This is a genomic window from Vibrio cyclitrophicus, assembly GCA_023206055.1.
GTDB lineage: Bacteria > Pseudomonadota > Gammaproteobacteria > Enterobacterales > Vibrionaceae > Vibrio > Vibrio cyclitrophicus_A.
Genome location: CP065366.1, coordinates 2,201,676 through 2,217,668 on the forward strand (window position 1 = coordinate 2,201,676; position 15,993 = coordinate 2,217,668).

Annotated in this window: 13 protein-coding genes; 10 read left to right on the plus strand and 3 right to left on the minus strand. The window is 45.3% G+C overall.

Features of this window, described 5'->3' with window-relative positions:
* Positions 1 to 174: 174 nt before the first annotated feature.
* Positions 175 to 1,158 carry a DUF3187 family protein gene (locus ITG09_09670; protein ID UPR50983.1) on the plus strand — a complete coding sequence of 328 codons (984 nt, stop codon included), beginning with the start codon at positions 175 to 177 and terminating at the stop codon, positions 1,156 to 1,158.
* Between the two features lie 112 nt (positions 1,159 to 1,270).
* Here the strand turns inward: ITG09_09670 and ITG09_09675 are convergent, their stop codons facing one another.
* The gene (locus ITG09_09675) at positions 1,271 to 2,014 is read right to left on the minus strand and encodes a sporulation protein (GenBank protein UPR50984.1); all 744 of its coding nucleotides are present in this window, start codon (positions 2,012 to 2,014) and stop codon (positions 1,271 to 1,273) included.
* A gap of 181 nt (positions 2,015 to 2,195) precedes the next feature.
* Here ITG09_09675 and hutC point away from each other — a divergent pair, with 181 nt between their 5' ends.
* The 6 genes from hutC (at position 2,196) to ITG09_09705 (ending at position 9,554) form a co-directional block, all read left to right on the plus strand.
* Positions 2,196 to 2,909, plus strand: coding sequence for a histidine utilization repressor (gene hutC, locus ITG09_09680; GenBank protein UPR50985.1), 714 nt, complete (start codon positions 2,196 to 2,198; stop codon positions 2,907 to 2,909).
* A 113-nt stretch (positions 2,910 to 3,022) separates the two neighbouring features.
* Positions 3,023 to 4,273, plus strand: coding sequence for an imidazolonepropionase (locus ITG09_09685; GenBank protein ID UPR50986.1), 1,251 nt, complete (start codon positions 3,023 to 3,025; stop codon positions 4,271 to 4,273).
* Positions 4,260 to 5,288: a formimidoylglutamase gene (locus ITG09_09690; GenBank protein ID UPR50987.1), complete on the plus strand. Its 1,029-nt coding sequence runs from the start codon at positions 4,260 to 4,262 to the stop codon at positions 5,286 to 5,288. The genes ITG09_09685 and ITG09_09690 overlap by 14 nt, the downstream gene beginning before the upstream one ends.
* Before the next feature lie 72 nt (positions 5,289 to 5,360).
* Positions 5,361 to 7,055, plus strand: a complete 1,695-nt coding sequence (locus ITG09_09695) for a urocanate hydratase (protein ID UPR50988.1) — start codon at positions 5,361 to 5,363, stop codon at positions 7,053 to 7,055.
* Between the two features lie 14 nt (positions 7,056 to 7,069).
* The gene (gene hutH / locus ITG09_09700; GenBank protein UPR50989.1) at positions 7,070 to 8,602 is read left to right on the plus strand and encodes a histidine ammonia-lyase; all 1,533 of its coding nucleotides are present in this window, start codon (positions 7,070 to 7,072) and stop codon (positions 8,600 to 8,602) included.
* Positions 8,603 to 8,828: 226 nt separating this feature from the next.
* Positions 8,829 to 9,554: a DUF3581 domain-containing protein gene (locus ITG09_09705; GenBank protein ID UPR50990.1), complete on the plus strand. Its 726-nt coding sequence runs from the start codon at positions 8,829 to 8,831 to the stop codon at positions 9,552 to 9,554.
* Between the two features lie 142 nt (positions 9,555 to 9,696).
* Here the strand turns inward: ITG09_09705 and ITG09_09710 are convergent, their stop codons facing one another.
* Together ITG09_09710 and ITG09_09715 are read right to left on the minus strand one after the other, a co-directional pair.
* On the minus strand, positions 9,697 to 10,158 hold the full coding sequence (locus ITG09_09710; protein UPR50991.1) for an isoprenylcysteine carboxylmethyltransferase family protein: 462 nt from the start codon (positions 10,156 to 10,158) through the stop codon (positions 9,697 to 9,699).
* A gap of 67 nt (positions 10,159 to 10,225) precedes the next feature.
* A complete protein-coding gene (locus tag ITG09_09715; protein UPR50992.1) occupies positions 10,226 to 13,261 on the minus strand; it encodes an FAD-binding oxidoreductase in 3,036 nt (1,011 codons plus the stop codon).
* A gap of 222 nt (positions 13,262 to 13,483) precedes the next feature.
* Between ITG09_09715 and ITG09_09720 the strand changes: the two genes are divergently transcribed.
* The 3 genes from ITG09_09720 (at position 13,484) to ITG09_09730 (ending at position 15,843) form a co-directional block, all read left to right on the plus strand.
* Positions 13,484 to 14,167: a DUF3334 family protein gene (locus ITG09_09720; protein ID UPR50993.1), complete on the plus strand. Its 684-nt coding sequence runs from the start codon at positions 13,484 to 13,486 to the stop codon at positions 14,165 to 14,167.
* Positions 14,168 to 14,375: 208 nt separating this feature from the next.
* A complete protein-coding gene (locus tag ITG09_09725) occupies positions 14,376 to 15,065 on the plus strand; it encodes a DUF2786 domain-containing protein (protein ID UPR50994.1) in 690 nt (229 codons plus the stop codon).
* A 112-nt stretch (positions 15,066 to 15,177) separates the two neighbouring features.
* Complete coding sequence (locus ITG09_09730; GenBank protein UPR50995.1) at positions 15,178 to 15,843, plus strand: OmpA family protein; 666 nt, start codon at positions 15,178 to 15,180, stop codon at positions 15,841 to 15,843.
* The last annotated feature ends 150 nt before the right edge of the window (positions 15,844 to 15,993 follow it).

Here is a 15,993-nt window from a genome sequence, read left to right on the forward strand (position 1 = left end):
CTCATCGTGCTAACCAGCGGCTTCCCCTCTCCTTCAAGCCACCTTTAAAATCGAGCTGCCCTAATTTGTTGTTTCGTCTTATTTATTGCACCTTATCTATTCCGACTTAGACCCCACGAATTCGGTATTTAGAACTAAGCTATATAGAAGCAATGGAATGCGGATGAAATGCATATGGGAACACAGACTACTTTTATATCGTTCATACCAACTTTATCGTTAATAGTAGCCGCAGTTATGTATGCTCCCGCGACATCGGCCAACAAAAATTACGGCCCCTTAATCAGCTATACTCAAGCACCATTACAATCAATGCGTCATACCCCAACACTTCGCTCAGGCTTTCCGCTCGAAGAGAAAAGGCTTGAAGTGTTTACAGCCTTAACTGCCGCGAGTATCTGGGCTAACTCCCACGACTATCATTTAGACTATTATCAGAATCAACTTCAAACAGGGCTGAAATGGCAGCTAACCACGGCGTGGCAAGTAGAACTCAACTACCGCTGGTTATACGCCGCAAATAATCACCTCGATAAAGTCATCATCAATTACCACGACCTATTTGGTATCGACCAAGCAGGAAGGGAACGTAAGGAGAGACACCAATTCGATATTTATGCACCAGACCATGAAGTCAATATTAGCGACTTCTCTGGCGACACACTGACCAGCGCTTTCACGCTCTACACTCAATATCAGATCATAAATATAGAAAACCACGGCTTGTCTTTTGGCGTATCTCTATATCACAATAATGTCAGCCACGGCGCCTTCGAAGGAAGCAGCAACGAGCAAAGCGCTCAATTCAACTATGCATACCAGCTAGGCATCAATACCTTCTATACAAGCTTGGGGGTGGCGAATCAGTCCAGTCGAGAGGTGGAAAATAGCTTTTCACATAAGAAAACGACATGGTCATGGATGGGAGGCTATCAGCTTACGTTATTTGAAAACCATGAATTACACCTAGAGTATCGATGGTATGAAGGTGCAGAAGATGGCGACACAGAGTTTTCAGAAGCCGCGAATGAAATGATGCTTGGCTATCGTTATCTCATGCAACGTTCAGCTATCGAGATATCCATTATCGAGAACATCTTCAACATGGACAACTCAACCGATGTTGCCTTCCAATTGGCCTATCGTCATCAGTGGTAAACACGTTTCAGGTCGACAAAGTAAAATCAAAAAAAGCCGAACGGATAAGTTCGGCTTAGGGAGTCTATGTTGTCTCTATTAATAGAAAAAGCGACTATTAACAGAAAGGGAACTACGCACTCATGATTCTTGATACAGCGTTGCGGATATCTGAGTCAGCCGCGTTTGCAGGCAAGCTGAATGAGATGTATTGATCGCCACGGAAGCTCATTGAGCGATCGATTTCTGCGAGGCAGTGAACCATTGAGCCTTCAACGATGAATGACAGCTCGATCTCTTTGTTATTCATGAAACCGCCGCTACGAAATTCAATCTCTTGGTAACACCCCGAACGAGAAGCAAAGCTGTTGCCTTTCAAGAAGCCCTTCTCTACGTCTGCTTTCACCATTGCCATTCCCGATGCTTCCACACCTTGGATAATTTTAGCGACAGTTGGCAGTGGGTGTACCGAGATAAAATCACGGTCTTTAGGGTCAATCGCGAAGCCAATATCTAGGTTAGTTTCTACCCACACATGGCATTGGTTCATTTGTGCGTTCAAGGCGGTGACTGGCGTTTCGTCATTTAACTTAAGACGGAATGGAACCAGTTTGGTTTCGCCCGGTTGGATAACGAAAGGTTCTACGGCTTGAATACGACCCAATGAAAAGGTTTCGTAGCTGGTGCTGTCTTCTGTTTCTACTTTAACTTCTGTGTTGAGAACCAAGTTGATAAGGTCAATTTGTTGCTCAACGTCGCCGCCAACAATGTGAACATTGCCAGACAACTCTCCACCTTGGAAAACTTCAATATTATCTAAGACGGTATCAACTTTTGCTGCACCGATGCCCAACGAGGCCTTTAATTTCTTAAACATATTATTTCCCTTTCTAATTATCTGATTTACGAATAGTTATTGCGTGACAATTTGCGACACTTACCTCACAGAATCAAGCAATTTGCCCCATCTATGTTGAATAACGTCACATTGCCCGAGGAAATGTTGAAATCGTGAAAAATTCCGTTACTCTATTTGTATAGTCAAATAAGGTTTCATTATGTCGAAAGCGCCGCTCTACCTTCAGATAAAACAGTTCATAGACGACAATATCACCAGTGGTCACTGGCCAGTGGGTTACCAGATAACCACAGAACTCGAACTCACAGAGCAGTTCAATGTGAGTCGAATGACGGTCAATAAAGCCATTCGAGATCTGGTGTCTGAAGGCAAGCTCATTAGGAAACCAAGGCTAGGTACTTTTGTTTGTGAACCAGATGAAAAAGCGCAGTCTCCCCTACTTGATATCAACAACATCGCGCAAGAGATCAAAGATCGAGGCCAAACGTATGCTAGTCAAGTTATCAAGCACAAGAGCATCAAGGCTGATGAAAGCACCGCCACACGGCTAGGTGTGATGATCAATGCCGAAGTATTCTATAGTGAAATCATTCACTTTGCTGACAACACACCGATTCAATTGGAAGCGCGCTGGGTAAACTCTCAAGCCGCTCCAAAATATCTAGAGCAAGATTTTTCAACCTCGACACCCAATGAATACCTTTCAAAAAGCTGCCCGTTAAGTGCTATCGAGCACACAGTTGAAGCCATTATTCCAGACTTACAAATCAGAACGTCACTTAAGCTATCTGAATCAGAGCCTTGCCTTCTTTTGAATAGAAGAACATGGAGCAAAGAGCGCCTAATCAGCTTTGCATTGCTCTACCATCCTGGCTCTAAGTACAAATTAAGCTCCAAGATACTTCTAGATTAAAGAACATCATCCTGATCGTCGATCACATTTTTGCAACATCAACTTGATTCGGGTCAGCATTTAGCCTATTTATTTGTATATACATTTAATGTTTAGCAAAGATCTAGGTGATTATGAATTTGATCCTCAAAAACGCACGAGTGGTCTCCATGAGTTCGGGAGCCGATGGTTATCAGCCTTCTTCCCCTCAAGATATCGTTATCGAAGACGGTAAGATCGTGTCCATATCTTGTTCAAACCAAAGCGCACTTGCTTCTGAATTAGAACAAGTAAGTATTGATGGTTCTTTGGATTACGTCACCTATGACTGCAAAAACAAGCTAGTAACACCTGGGTTAATTGATTGCCATACTCATCTCGTATTTGCGGGTAATCGCGCCAACGAGTTTGAGCAGCGTTTGAATGGTGTGTCTTACACCGACATCGCCAAGCAAGGCGGTGGCATTCTAGCGACAGTCACTGCAACACGCGCAGCGCAAGAATCCGAACTGGTTGAAATGGCCTTGCCGAGACTTGATGGTCTGCTAAGAAGTGGCGTAACCAGCATCGAAGTAAAATCTGGTTATGGTTTAACACTTGAAGATGAGCTCAAGATGCTGCGTGCAGCCAAAGCGTTAGAGAATCATCGCCGTATTAAGATCACCACGACTCTCCTTGCAGCACATGCTGTGCCGCCTGAATACAAAGAACAGCCGGACAGCTATATCGATCTGGTGTGCCAAGAGATCATTCCTAAAGCCGCAGAGCAAGGGCTCGCCGATGCAGTTGACGTGTTCTGTGAATCTATCGGCTTCAACCTAGAACAAACCGAACGTGTATTTGCAGCAGCCAAAAAACATGGGCTCGCGATTAAAGGCCACACAGAACAGCTCTCTAATATGGGCGGCAGCGCACTTGCAGCGAAATACGATGCCCTCTCTGTTGACCATGTTGAGTACTTAGATGAAGTTGGTATAAAGGCACTGGCTGAATCAGGCACAGTTGCTACCTTGCTACCCGGAGCTTTCTATTTCTTAAAAGAGACTCAACAGCCGCCAATTGCCTTACTTCGTGAACACAATATCCCAATGGCAATAGCGACCGATTTAAACCCCGGCACTTCGCCGTTTGCTGATTTAACACTGATGATGAACATGAGCTGCACCCTATTTGGCACGACGCCTGAAGAAGTCCTGCGCGGTGTGACTTGTCATGCTGCCGCTGCCATTGGTGAATCGCAAAACAGAGGCAAAATTGAAGTGGGTTACGCTGCTGATTTGGCTATCTGGAATATCGAGCACCCTGCCGACTTAAGCTATCAAGTCGGTGTTCCTCATTTGCATAAACGCATTGTTAATGGCGAGGTATGTCATGACTCAATCTAAGTCTAACGACATTAAAGCAACAGCAGTCACCACCCACAATTTTGTGTGGACGGGGCGTAATGACCTTGAAGATGGAGAACTTGGCACCCGAGTTCATCACATCACCAGCCAAGTCAAAAATGGCGATTTGGATGACCAGCTGATGAAGAATGCTATCGCCTTGGTTGGCTTTGCCAGCGATGCAGGCGTTGCACGAAATAAAGGCCGCGTGGGCGCGAAACAAGCCCCTAACCTGATTCGTCAAGCGTTGGCTAATATGGCTTGGCACAGCGATACACGCATTGCTGATCTTGGTGATATCGAATGTAGCGATGATCAACTAGAAGTCAGCCAAAAGCAGTGCGCAGATGTGATTGCCTATGCGCTATCAACTAGCAAAGTGATTACCCTCGGCGGCGGTCACGAAGTGGCTTGGGCGTCTTTCCAAGGCCTTGCTGAGCATCTTCACAGAACTCAACCAGAGCACAAACCTAAGATAGGCATTGTTAATTTTGATGCTCATTTTGATCTTCGTGAATTTGAAAGCGACATCGCTGACGTCAAGCCAAGCTCAGGCACACCATTTAATCAGATTAGCGAATACTGCCACAAACATCAGTGGCCGTTTCATTACGCTTGTCTTGGCGTGAGTGCTGCAAGTAATACCAAAGCTCTGTTAAACAAAGCCGACCAACTGGGCGTTTGGTATGAACACGACCGAAACATGACCCAAGTTAACCAAGTCGCTCAACTCATTAAGTTACAAAAATTCATCACTGAGTGTGATTACCTCTATCTCACTATTGATCTTGATGTGTTCCCCGCTGCGACTGCACCGGGCGTAAGTGCACCAGCGGCAAGAGGCGTGAGCTATGAAGCACTCGCTCCTTTTCTAGAACAGATTCTCCAACACAGTGAAAAACTCATTATCGCGGACATTGCAGAATACAACCCAGACTACGACATCGATGGCCAAACGGCTCGGTTGACGGCACGTTTGTGTTGGGATATAGCCAGTGCAATGGCCAGCGACTAATCCAGCTATACCGATAACTACAACTACAACTACAACTACAACGATATAACGTGAAACAGAAGGAATTCCAAAATGACGGAACACCACAACAGTGACCCTCGTCTCGACACGACTCGCGAAATTCGCGCACCTCATGGCACCACTTTGCGCGCTAAATCTTGGTTAACAGAAGCACCACTGCGTATGCTGATGAACAACCTAGACCCTGATGTGGCAGAACACCCACATGCACTGGTTGTATATGGTGGTATTGGTCGCGCTGCGCGTGATTGGAAATGTTATGACAAGATTGTTGAAGTATTAGAGCGTTTAGAAGACGACCAAACGTTACTTGTTCAATCAGGTAAACCTGTGGGCGTGTTCCCGACTCATAAAAACGCACCTCGCGTACTGATCGCGAATTCTAACCTTGTTCCACACTGGGCAAACTGGGAGCACTTCAACGAGCTCGATAAAGAAGGCTTGATGATGTACGGCCAAATGACAGCAGGCAGCTGGATCTACATTGGCTCTCAAGGCATCGTTCAAGGTACTTATGAAACGTTTGTTGCTATCGCGAAGAAGCATTTCCAAGGTGAAGCAAACGGCAAATGGGTTCTTACTGGTGGCCTTGGCGGTATGGGTGGTGCTCAACCTCTTGCTGCAACAATGGCAGGTTTCTCGATGATTGCGGTTGAATGTGATGAATCACGAATCGATTATCGCTTGCGTACTGGTTATGTCGACAAAAAAGCCACCAGCATCGATGAAGCGATGGCAATGATTAAAGAATCAGACACACCAATCTCTGTTGGCCTATTAGGCAACGCTGCTGATGTATTCCCAGAGTTAGTTGAACGCAACATCACGCCTGACGTAGTGACTGACCAAACCTCTGCCCACGATCCACTGAACGGCTACTTGCCTCAAGGTTGGACAATGGAAAAAGCGGCTCAAGAACGTTTAGCTGATGAAGCGAAAGTAGTGAAAGCCGCTAAGCAATCTATGGCGATTCAAGTACAAGCCATGCTAGATCTTCAATACCGTGGCGCTGCGACTGTAGATTACGGCAACAACATTCGCCAAATGGCACTGGAAGAAGGTGTGGAAAACGCGTTTGATTTCCCAGGCTTCGTTCCTGCATATATACGACCTTTATTTTGCGAAGGCGTCGGTCCATTCCGTTGGGCTGCTCTATCTGGCGACCCTGAAGACATCTACAAAACAGACCAAAAAGTAAAAGAATTGATTCCAGATAACCCGCATCTACACAACTGGCTAGATATGGCGCGTGAACGCATTCAGTTCCAAGGCCTACCTGCTCGTATTTGTTGGGTTGGCTTGAAAGATCGTGAACGTTTAGGCCAAGCATTCAATGAAATGGTTAAAAATGGCGAATTGAAAGCACCGGTTGTTATCGGTCGTGACCACTTAGATTCAGGTTCAGTTGCAAGCCCGAATCGCGAAACAGAAGGTATGATGGATGGATCAGATGCCGTATCAGATTGGCCTCTATTGAACGCTCTGCTAAATACTGCAGGCGGCGCAACATGGGTTTCTCTGCACCACGGTGGCGGTGTTGGCATGGGCTTCTCACAACACTCCGGTATGGTGATTTGTTGTGACGGCAGTGAAGATGCATCGCAACGTATTGCTCGTGTACTTCACAATGATCCGGCCACTGGCGTTATGCGTCATGCTGATGCGGGTTACGATATTGCCAAGCAGTGTGCTAAAGAGCAGAAGCTTGATTTACCTATGCTAAACGAAGAACTTCGTCGCCTTTAATGTCTGGAGAGAACATGTTGAATTTATTACTTAAACCAGGACTTCTTGGCCTACCTGAACTTCGTAAGATTAGTCGTAGCCCTGTGAACTTATCACTCGATCCAGCAGCGATTCCTGATATTGAAGCGAGCATGCACGTTGTCGAGCAAGTGATTGCTGAAGATCGCACTGTGTATGGCATCAATACGGGTTTTGGCTTGTTAGCAAATACCAAAATTGCGCCTGAAGATCTCGAAGTACTGCAGAAAAGTATCGTACTTTCTCACGCGGCGGGCATTGGCAAATTCATGTCTGATGAAACTGTGCGTTTGATGATGGTGCTCAAGATTAACAGCTTGTCTCGTGGCTATTCAGGTATCCGACTTAAAGTCATCAATGCTCTTATCGATCTAGTGAACGCGCAAGTTTACCCGTGTGTGCCACAGAAAGGATCAGTTGGCGCTTCTGGAGATCTCGCTCCCCTTGCACACATGAGTACAGTTCTACTAGGTGAAGGCCAAGCACGTCACAACGGCAAAATCATCACAGGCTTAGAAGCAATGCGAATCGCTGGCTTAGAGCCAATCACACTTGCTCCTAAAGAAGGCTTAGCGTTGTTGAATGGTACTCAGGCATCAACTGCCTTTGCATTAGAAGGTCTGTTCGCAGCTGAAGATTTGTTTGCGTCTGCAACCGTGTGTGGTGCGATGTCTGTAGAAGCAGCGCTAGGTAGTCGTCGTCCGTTTGACCCTCGTATACACCGCGTTCGTGGTCACCGTGGCCAAATGGATGCAGCACTTGCTTACCGACATATGCTTGATCAAAAGAGTGAAATTGGCGAATCACATACTTGTTGTGAAAAGGTTCAAGACCCTTACTCACTGCGTTGTCAGCCTCAAGTGATGGGGGCGTGTTTACAGCAAATTCGTAACTCAGCAGAAACCTTAAACATTGAAGCAAATGCCGTATCCGACAACCCGCTTGTTTTCGCTGACGATGGCGACATCATTTCTGGTGGTAACTTCCACGCAGAACCCGTCGCGATGGCTGCGGATAACCTTGCACTAGCGATAGCTGAAATCGGTAGCTTGTCAGAGCGTAGAATGGCGTTGTTGATTGATAGTGCGCTAAGCAAACTGCCACCTTTCTTAGTCGATAACGGCGGCGTGAACTCAGGCTTTATGATTGCTCAAGTAACGTCTGCTGCACTGGCTAGTGAGAACAAAACATTGGCTCACCCGGCGTCAATAGACAGCCTACCTACTTCAGCAAACCAAGAAGACCACGTATCAATGGCTACCTTTGCCGCTCGTAGGCTTAGATACATGGCTGAAAACACCCGTGGGATATTAGCAGTAGAATATTTAGCAGCAGCACAAGGGCTAGACTTCCGCGCTCCGAATCTATCGTCTCCTCGTGTGGAAGAAGCGAAACAGATTCTGCGTGAAAAAGTCAGCTTCTACGACAAAGACAGATATTTTGCACCGGATATTGAACAAGCGAACTTATTGCTCAAATTGTCCGTTCATAATCACCTAATGCCAGAAGGCACTTTGTGTAGCTTTTAAAGCAAAAACATTCTGAACAACACCCATTAGAGTGTCATATAAACAAGGGCTATCGATTAGCCCTTGTTGCATTGAGCCAAAGGCAACATCTCCCTTAAAATCGTCACATACCATCCAACGTATTTATCTAATTGACTGATATATAAGCAAAGTTAACTGGATGGACCATTAGATCGAAGTTAGTTAGCTATAATCCATGCCAGATTTGATGACTAATAGCGATACTATGTTTCTGACACCTTACTTTTCAACTGAAGACAATCAATTTCAATTCACTCGTGAACAGGCTAGCCACTTTGCTAAAAAAGTAGCCGCTGACTTCAACCCAATTCACGATGAAGACAACAAGCGCTTCTGCGTGCCTGGCGATCTTTTGTTTGCAGTACTTCTGCAAAAAGAAGGCATCAGCCAAAAAATGCGTTTTGATTTTTCAGGTATGGTGGGTAACGGTATTGCGCTAAGCGTTGACAACAAGTGTGAGAAAGAAAGCTCACTGGTTGACGAGAAAGGCAAAGAGTACCTACACATGTCTTGTGAAGGTGAAAAGAGCCACGATCAAGCGTTCATTGAGCACGTAGTAACAAACTACGTTAAGTTCTCTGGTATGAACTTCCCACACATCATGGTTCCTCTTATGGAAGAGCAACAGATGATGATCAACTGCCAACGCCCTCTTGTGATTTACGAGAGCATGGAAGTTGAATTTACTCGTCTAGACCTATCTCACCCAGAAGTTGAATTCTCTGGTGCGACTTTTGATGTTGAAGGCAAGCGTGGCATCGTGACACTGAACTTCGATTTCAAAGAAGACGGCGAAGTTGTCGGTAAAGGCGTGAAGCGTATGGTAGCAAGTGGTCTTAAGCCATACGACCAAGCTTCTGTAGACGACCTAGTAAACCGCTTCAACGAACGTAAAGAGATGTTTCTAGCTCAGTTCGCAGCAGCTGCTTAATCAGCATCCTTATTTACACCACGTGATGTAAATAACTCTAGAACAAGATCAATAAAGCCCAGCTTGATAATCTCAAGCTGGGCTTTTCTTTTTAGATTCCTGATTACGCTAAGTCACTCAAGCCCGCACTCAAATAGGCACATCATATCCAACGCCTAACCTTTTGTTTGTAATCAACATATTCTGCGCCGAACAATTGCTCTAGAGCACGCTCCTCTGGCTTGATTTGGAACTGGGTCATGTAAACCACGAATACAAAGCTAAGCAAAACACTTAACAGGTTTTGGAAGAAGTAACCGAAGCAAAACAGTAGGATGAATAATCCTAAATACATTGGGTTTCGCGTGTAGCCAAAAATACCGCTGTCCACGACTGACGATGCAGTTTCGACTTTGATCGGATTAACGGTGGTTTTCTGTTTTCGAAATTCCCATATGCCTAATATTCCAATGATGCCACTCAATACAATCCCAACAGCGAGCACAACAATTCCATAAGGCAATGCCAATGTCCCTAAACTCAGCTCCTGGGCGCACAAGTACGAGACTATGAATACAATAATGAATAGTGCGACGGGTGGTACTTTTAACTCTAGAAGTCTCATAGCTTTCCTTATTAACAATTCCATTGTTAGTTTAGAAAAAAGCCCAGCAATTGCTGGGCTAAATGTATTAAAGAATTTTGGCTAGCGCCTGTAATGGGTGGGCAAGCTTCTCACCCTCAAAACGCTTCACTTGGCTGCGGCAGGAATAACCTGTCACTAAGCAACGCTCTTTCGGTAAGTCTTGCATCCTTGGCTTCCAACTTAGACCGTATATATCTTTCGACATTTGCAACTTATCGACTTCATGCCCGAAGGTGCCCGCCATGCCACAACAACCTACAGGAACGCTGGTTAACGCAGCACCGAAATGTTTAAAGATAGTGCCCCACTCTTTTTCAGCGTTCGGCATTTTGGTCTTCTCAGTACAGTGAGCAAACAAGTACCACATTTCTTCACTTGCAGAGCGCGCTTCGAACTCACCTAGCGATGGCATTAACCATTCGTGCACGGTAAGCACACCAAAATCGCCGCGCTTGTCACCTAAGATTTCGACGTATTCATCGCGGTAACAAAGTACCAAAGCAGGATCGACACCCACTAAAGGAATACCGATATCAGCGACCATCGACAAGAAATCAGACGTCGATTTAGCCTCACGCGCAAAACGACTTAAGAAGCCTTTAATGTGCAGCGCTTTACCATTTGGCTTAAACGGCAGTAGCACCGGAATTTTACCAAGCTTCTGAGCCAAGGTAACGAAGTCTTCAACTACTTCTGCATCATAGAAGCTAGTAAACGGGTCTTGAACGATCAATACATGCTGTTTCTTCTGGTCAGAAGAGAGCCCTTCTAGATATTGAAGATCGAAGAGTTGCAGTTCTTTGCTCGCCAGACGATTTTTTAGTGTCGGCACCGACATCAACGGCGCATCGACATAACCGACCGTTTTCGCCGTTGCGGTTTGTATCCACTTTTGACCCAATGCAGCGTTCACTACTTTTGGCGCTTTCGCCATGAGTGGCAGCATTGTCTCAATGTTTGCTACTAAATAGTCTTTTGCTGGGCGTTGGTAACGTGAGTAATAGATATTCAAGAATCGAGAACGGAAACTCGGCACATCGACTTTAATCGGGCACTGACTCGCACATGCTTTACACGCCAAACAACCATTCATCGCTTCATGAACTTCATGCGAGAAATCGTACTCATGGCGTTTGTTCATCGTATTGCGAACACGCTCAATCATAGTCTTAACGGGTGTGTTATCTTTCAACGCTTCTTGCTCAAGGTCGAGAATATCAACACCTTGTTCAGTAAGTTGACGCAACCATTCTCTTACCAAGCCTGCGCGGCCTTTTGGTGAATGACGTCGGTCTGCCGTCACTTTCATTGAAGGACACATTGGCGAGCTAGTATCGTAGTTGAAACACAAACCGTTTCCGTTACATTCCATTGCTTGCTTGAAGCTATCACGAACTTGTACGTCGATCTGACGGTCGTAAAAGCCACGCTTAGTATCAGTAACTTTCACCAATTCAGCATCGCTTTCTAAAGGCGTACAGATTTTGCCTGGGTTCATCTTGTTGTGCGGGTCGAATGCTGCTTTAACTCGTCTTAATTCGGTAAACAGCTCTTCACCAAAGAAGTCTGGACCATACTCAGAACGGAAGCCTTTACCGTGTTCACCCCACATTAAGCCGCCGTATTTTGCCACCAGCTTAACCACTTCATCAGAGACTTCATGCATCAAGGCTTCTTGCATCGGATCACACAGATCCAATGCTGGACGAACGTGCAGTACGCCCGCGTCAACGTGGCCAAACATGCCGTAGTTCAACTCTTTTGAATCGAGCAACACTCTAAATTCAGAGATGAAGTCCGCCAAGTTTTCCGGTGGAACACAGGTATCTTCAGCAAAAGCGACCGGCTTAGCTCGGCCTTTCGCCGCACCTAATAAACCCACCGCTTTCTTACGCATGTTGTAGATTCGGCCAATACTCGCCAAATCGCTACAAACTTGGAAGCCAATAACGCCGGCCTCTTCGCTTTCAACCATGGTTTCAAGGCGTGCCGTCAGCGCTTGAACTTGCTGTTCAACTTCCGCTTCATCTTGGCCTGCAAACTCAACCATATTGATGCCGAGCATCTCTTTGTTCGGTACATCCATAAGCAGGTCGCTCACGGTGTGCCAAACAATGTCTTGCTTCGCTAAGTTCAATACTCTTGAATCAACCGTTTCAACAGACAAAGCTTTCGCTTCCACCATAAACGGCGCATTACGCAGCGCAGAATCAAACGTGTTGTATTTCACGTTAACCAGTGTGCGCGCTTTTGGAATCTTGGTTAGGTTTAATTTTGCTTCCGTGATGAATGCCAACGAGCCTTCAGCGCCACACAGAACACGAGTCAGGTCAAAGCTGTCGTCTTGTTCGTTAATTGCATTCTTTAGGTCATAGCCTGTTAAGAAGCGGTTCAACGGAGGGAATTTATCTAAGATTTGAGCGCGCTTGTCTCGACAAACCGCCTCAGTCACCGCAAGTGCATGGTGAGCGAATTCACCCTCAACGGGTAAGCCATGTGATAAATCAGATTCAAGACATGAACCATCTGCAAACACCGCTTGCAGTGACAATACATGGTCCGACGTTTTACCGTACTTCAATGACCCTTGGCCAGAAGCATCGGTATTGATCATGCCCCCCAAGGTTGCTCGGTTACTGGTAGAAAGGTCTGGAGAGAAAAAGTAACCATAAGGGCGAACAGCGTCGTTCAATTGATCTTTAACGACACCAGACTGAACTCTTACCCAGCCTTCTTTCTCGTTAATCTCAAGAACCTTATTCATGTATCGTGATAGATCAACCACGACACCTTTTGTTAAAGATTGTCCGTTGGTTCCGGTACCACCACCACGAGGGGAAAACGTCACACGTTCGTAAGCGGATTTAGAAACCACTTTACCGATAAGCACAACGTCTTGCGTTGTTTTAGGAAGGATGACCGCCTGCGGCAATTGCTGATAGACACTGTTATCAGTCGCCACAGCCAAACGGCTAGAATATTGAGATTCAATGTCGCCAGTAAAGCCCGCTGTTTTTAGTTCATCTAAAAAGCGTACGACAACTGGATCGACATCAGCATTGAGTTGAAGTCTTGGTAACATTTGCTTCCTGCCCCTACTTCGCTGATCCTATCAGCATTGGGTTATCTGAGATTTTTAATAATTTTCTTTGAATTTCGTCACTTTACTACTATTAAGATCATATAAAAAGGTGATCAAATCAGAATCTCAGTGCAAGAATGGAGAAATAGTCACTTTCGTCTTAATTCAGTAACAACATACTGAATAACATTTTGTTTAAGACATCTCCACGAGCACATAACAATGAAAAAAAACAAAACAGTCACAACTGAAGATATTCTTCTTAAACTATGCCAATCAGTCTCAAGCGTACTCACTTCAGCGACGGCTTCTCAGGTGTCCTATTCAGCTATGGTGCAAAAGATTAACAAGACAAGCCTTAAACCAGATTTTGGTTGCTTCGTTCTGTTTGATGGCGGCTTTTCTGGTCTTGTTGTCATCAATTTTACGTCTAAAGCGGCGCTAGAGATCTATACCAATTACATGCGTAACATGGGCATGCCAGAAGATGAGTTAGCAGTACTTCACACGTCTGACGAAGTGGGCGATGTTTTAGGCGAGTTAATGAACCAACTAGTTGGTGATTTCACGAATAAAATTCGCAAGGAACTGCAAACCAACATCACGCAGAACCAACCGAAAATGCTGGCACTGAACAAGCAGGTGAACCTTTCAGTTGATACTAACCTGGATCGTCCACAAGCTCGCCGTGTGACTTTCTCGACGGCGAACAACAACATCTTCTATCTTGAGCTTGCAATGGATAAGACCGAATTCATCCAATTGGAAGAATTTGAAATCGCTGAAGACGAATGCCCAGATAGCATTCTTGAAGCGACTCAGAAAAAAATGCAAGAAGCGAACAAACCAACACAAAGCTCAGGCAATGATTCTGCAGCAGATCTACTCGATGAGCTGGGTATTTAGTGTGCGAATGCTCTAATCAGTCTTAAAAATCGTGTCACGAACGCCATCAATGCTCTTGATGGCGTTTTTGTTTTTGGCGCTAAGTCGGTTCACACAATCCAATGTTAACGCCTCACGTGTTCATCAAACCAGTTTTGCCTTTCTGTTACCCGCGAAAACATGTAAAATGTTGGACTTTTAAAAATTTGCAGTAATGATTAAGTAGTCGATGGATAAGAAAAAAGCCCTAAAGAAAATTGCCAAGTGCCTTGAGCTTGGTAATTCTGCGAACGTCAATGAAGCTGCCAATGCAATAAAGATGGCGCATAACTTGATGCTGAAATATGGTCTCGAAAAAGACGATATTGAATTTATCAAGATGGGGAAAACTCAGTCCAGCCACCTGTTACCTGCAAATATCAGTTCTACACTGCTGCGTGTTATTCGCGGTATCAACACCAAATTTGGCGTAGAAGCCGTGTTACTGAACCACAAAGGCCTCAAGCGTGTTGAGTTCATAGGGGAAGCCGACCGTGCGATCTTCGCAGCCTTTGCGTTCGATATTATATATCGCGAACTGAATGAACACACAGGCCAATTCAGAAACAGCTTTGCTGGCTCTGGCACAGGTTCGCTAGAAGTCACTCGTCGCGTAAATTCTTACGTTTCTGGCTGGGTAGAAGGTGCGCTTGAAAAGTTGCCAACCATTACTCCAGACGACGAGTCAAACAACAAAATCAATAACTACATTGATAAAGAGTTCAAAAATATCGACCGTGAAACGTTCAAACAGCAACTGAGAGAAGCGATGAAAAACCTCACCGCCGATTATGAAGTTGGTTTGAAGAAAGGTCGTAAATTGTCTGTTAATCGACCAGTTGGCGGTACCCAGGCAGCTAAAAAGATAACTAAATCATAGAGCCACTTTACATTACTTCTTCGTATTGATAAAACCATCAGCAAAATTTACAGGACTATGTTTGTCATTCGGATTCATTCGTTTGACAGAAGTACATGATGGAGAAAATACGTTGAAAAAAATCACACTAGCCCTAGCGCTTACTATCGCTTTAACGGGTTGTCAGGCTACTCAACGCCAAAACGCTACAACTGGCGAATCTGAGACTAACTCTGCAACTCAAGGCGCTCTAATTGGTGCACTTGCTGGTGCCGTTGCTGGTGCTGCTACCGGTAACTCCAAAGACCGAGGTAAACGTGCACTTATTGGTGCGGCAGGTGGCGCGGCTGTTGGTGGTGGTATTGGATACTACTTTGACCGACAAGAAGCAGCCCTTCGTGAAGAGCTAATGAATTCAGGCGTTCAAGTTGAACGCGTTGGCGAAAACCAACTTCTACTTCGCCTAGAAAACGGCATCGGTTTTGATTCTGGCTCTTACGCTTTGGAATCAAGCATTCACAATACCCTTCGCGGCGTTGCTCGCATCCTAGTTGAATACCCGGACACTAGCCTAGTGATTGAAGGTCACACTGACAGCACTGGCAGCGAATCGACGAACCAAATACTTTCTGAGCGTCGTGCTGAATCTGTTCGTGCATTCTTGATCTCTCAAGACGTTGCAGCAGGTCGTGCCATTGCTCGTGGTAACGGTGAGCGTTACCCTCTGTGTGACAACAACACCTCTCAAGGTCGTGCTTGTAACCGTCGCGTAGAAATTCAAATCTTGCCGCTTAAGTAGCACGATTAAAGCCCAGTCCGTCTTTATCTATTGAATTAACCTCTATATAGTTGTTTATCAGTTATGTTATTCATTTAACGTGATAATAATAGCCAACAACCATAAAGCATATTCATACTGACATATCGATTCTGGGCTTTTTTACGAGAC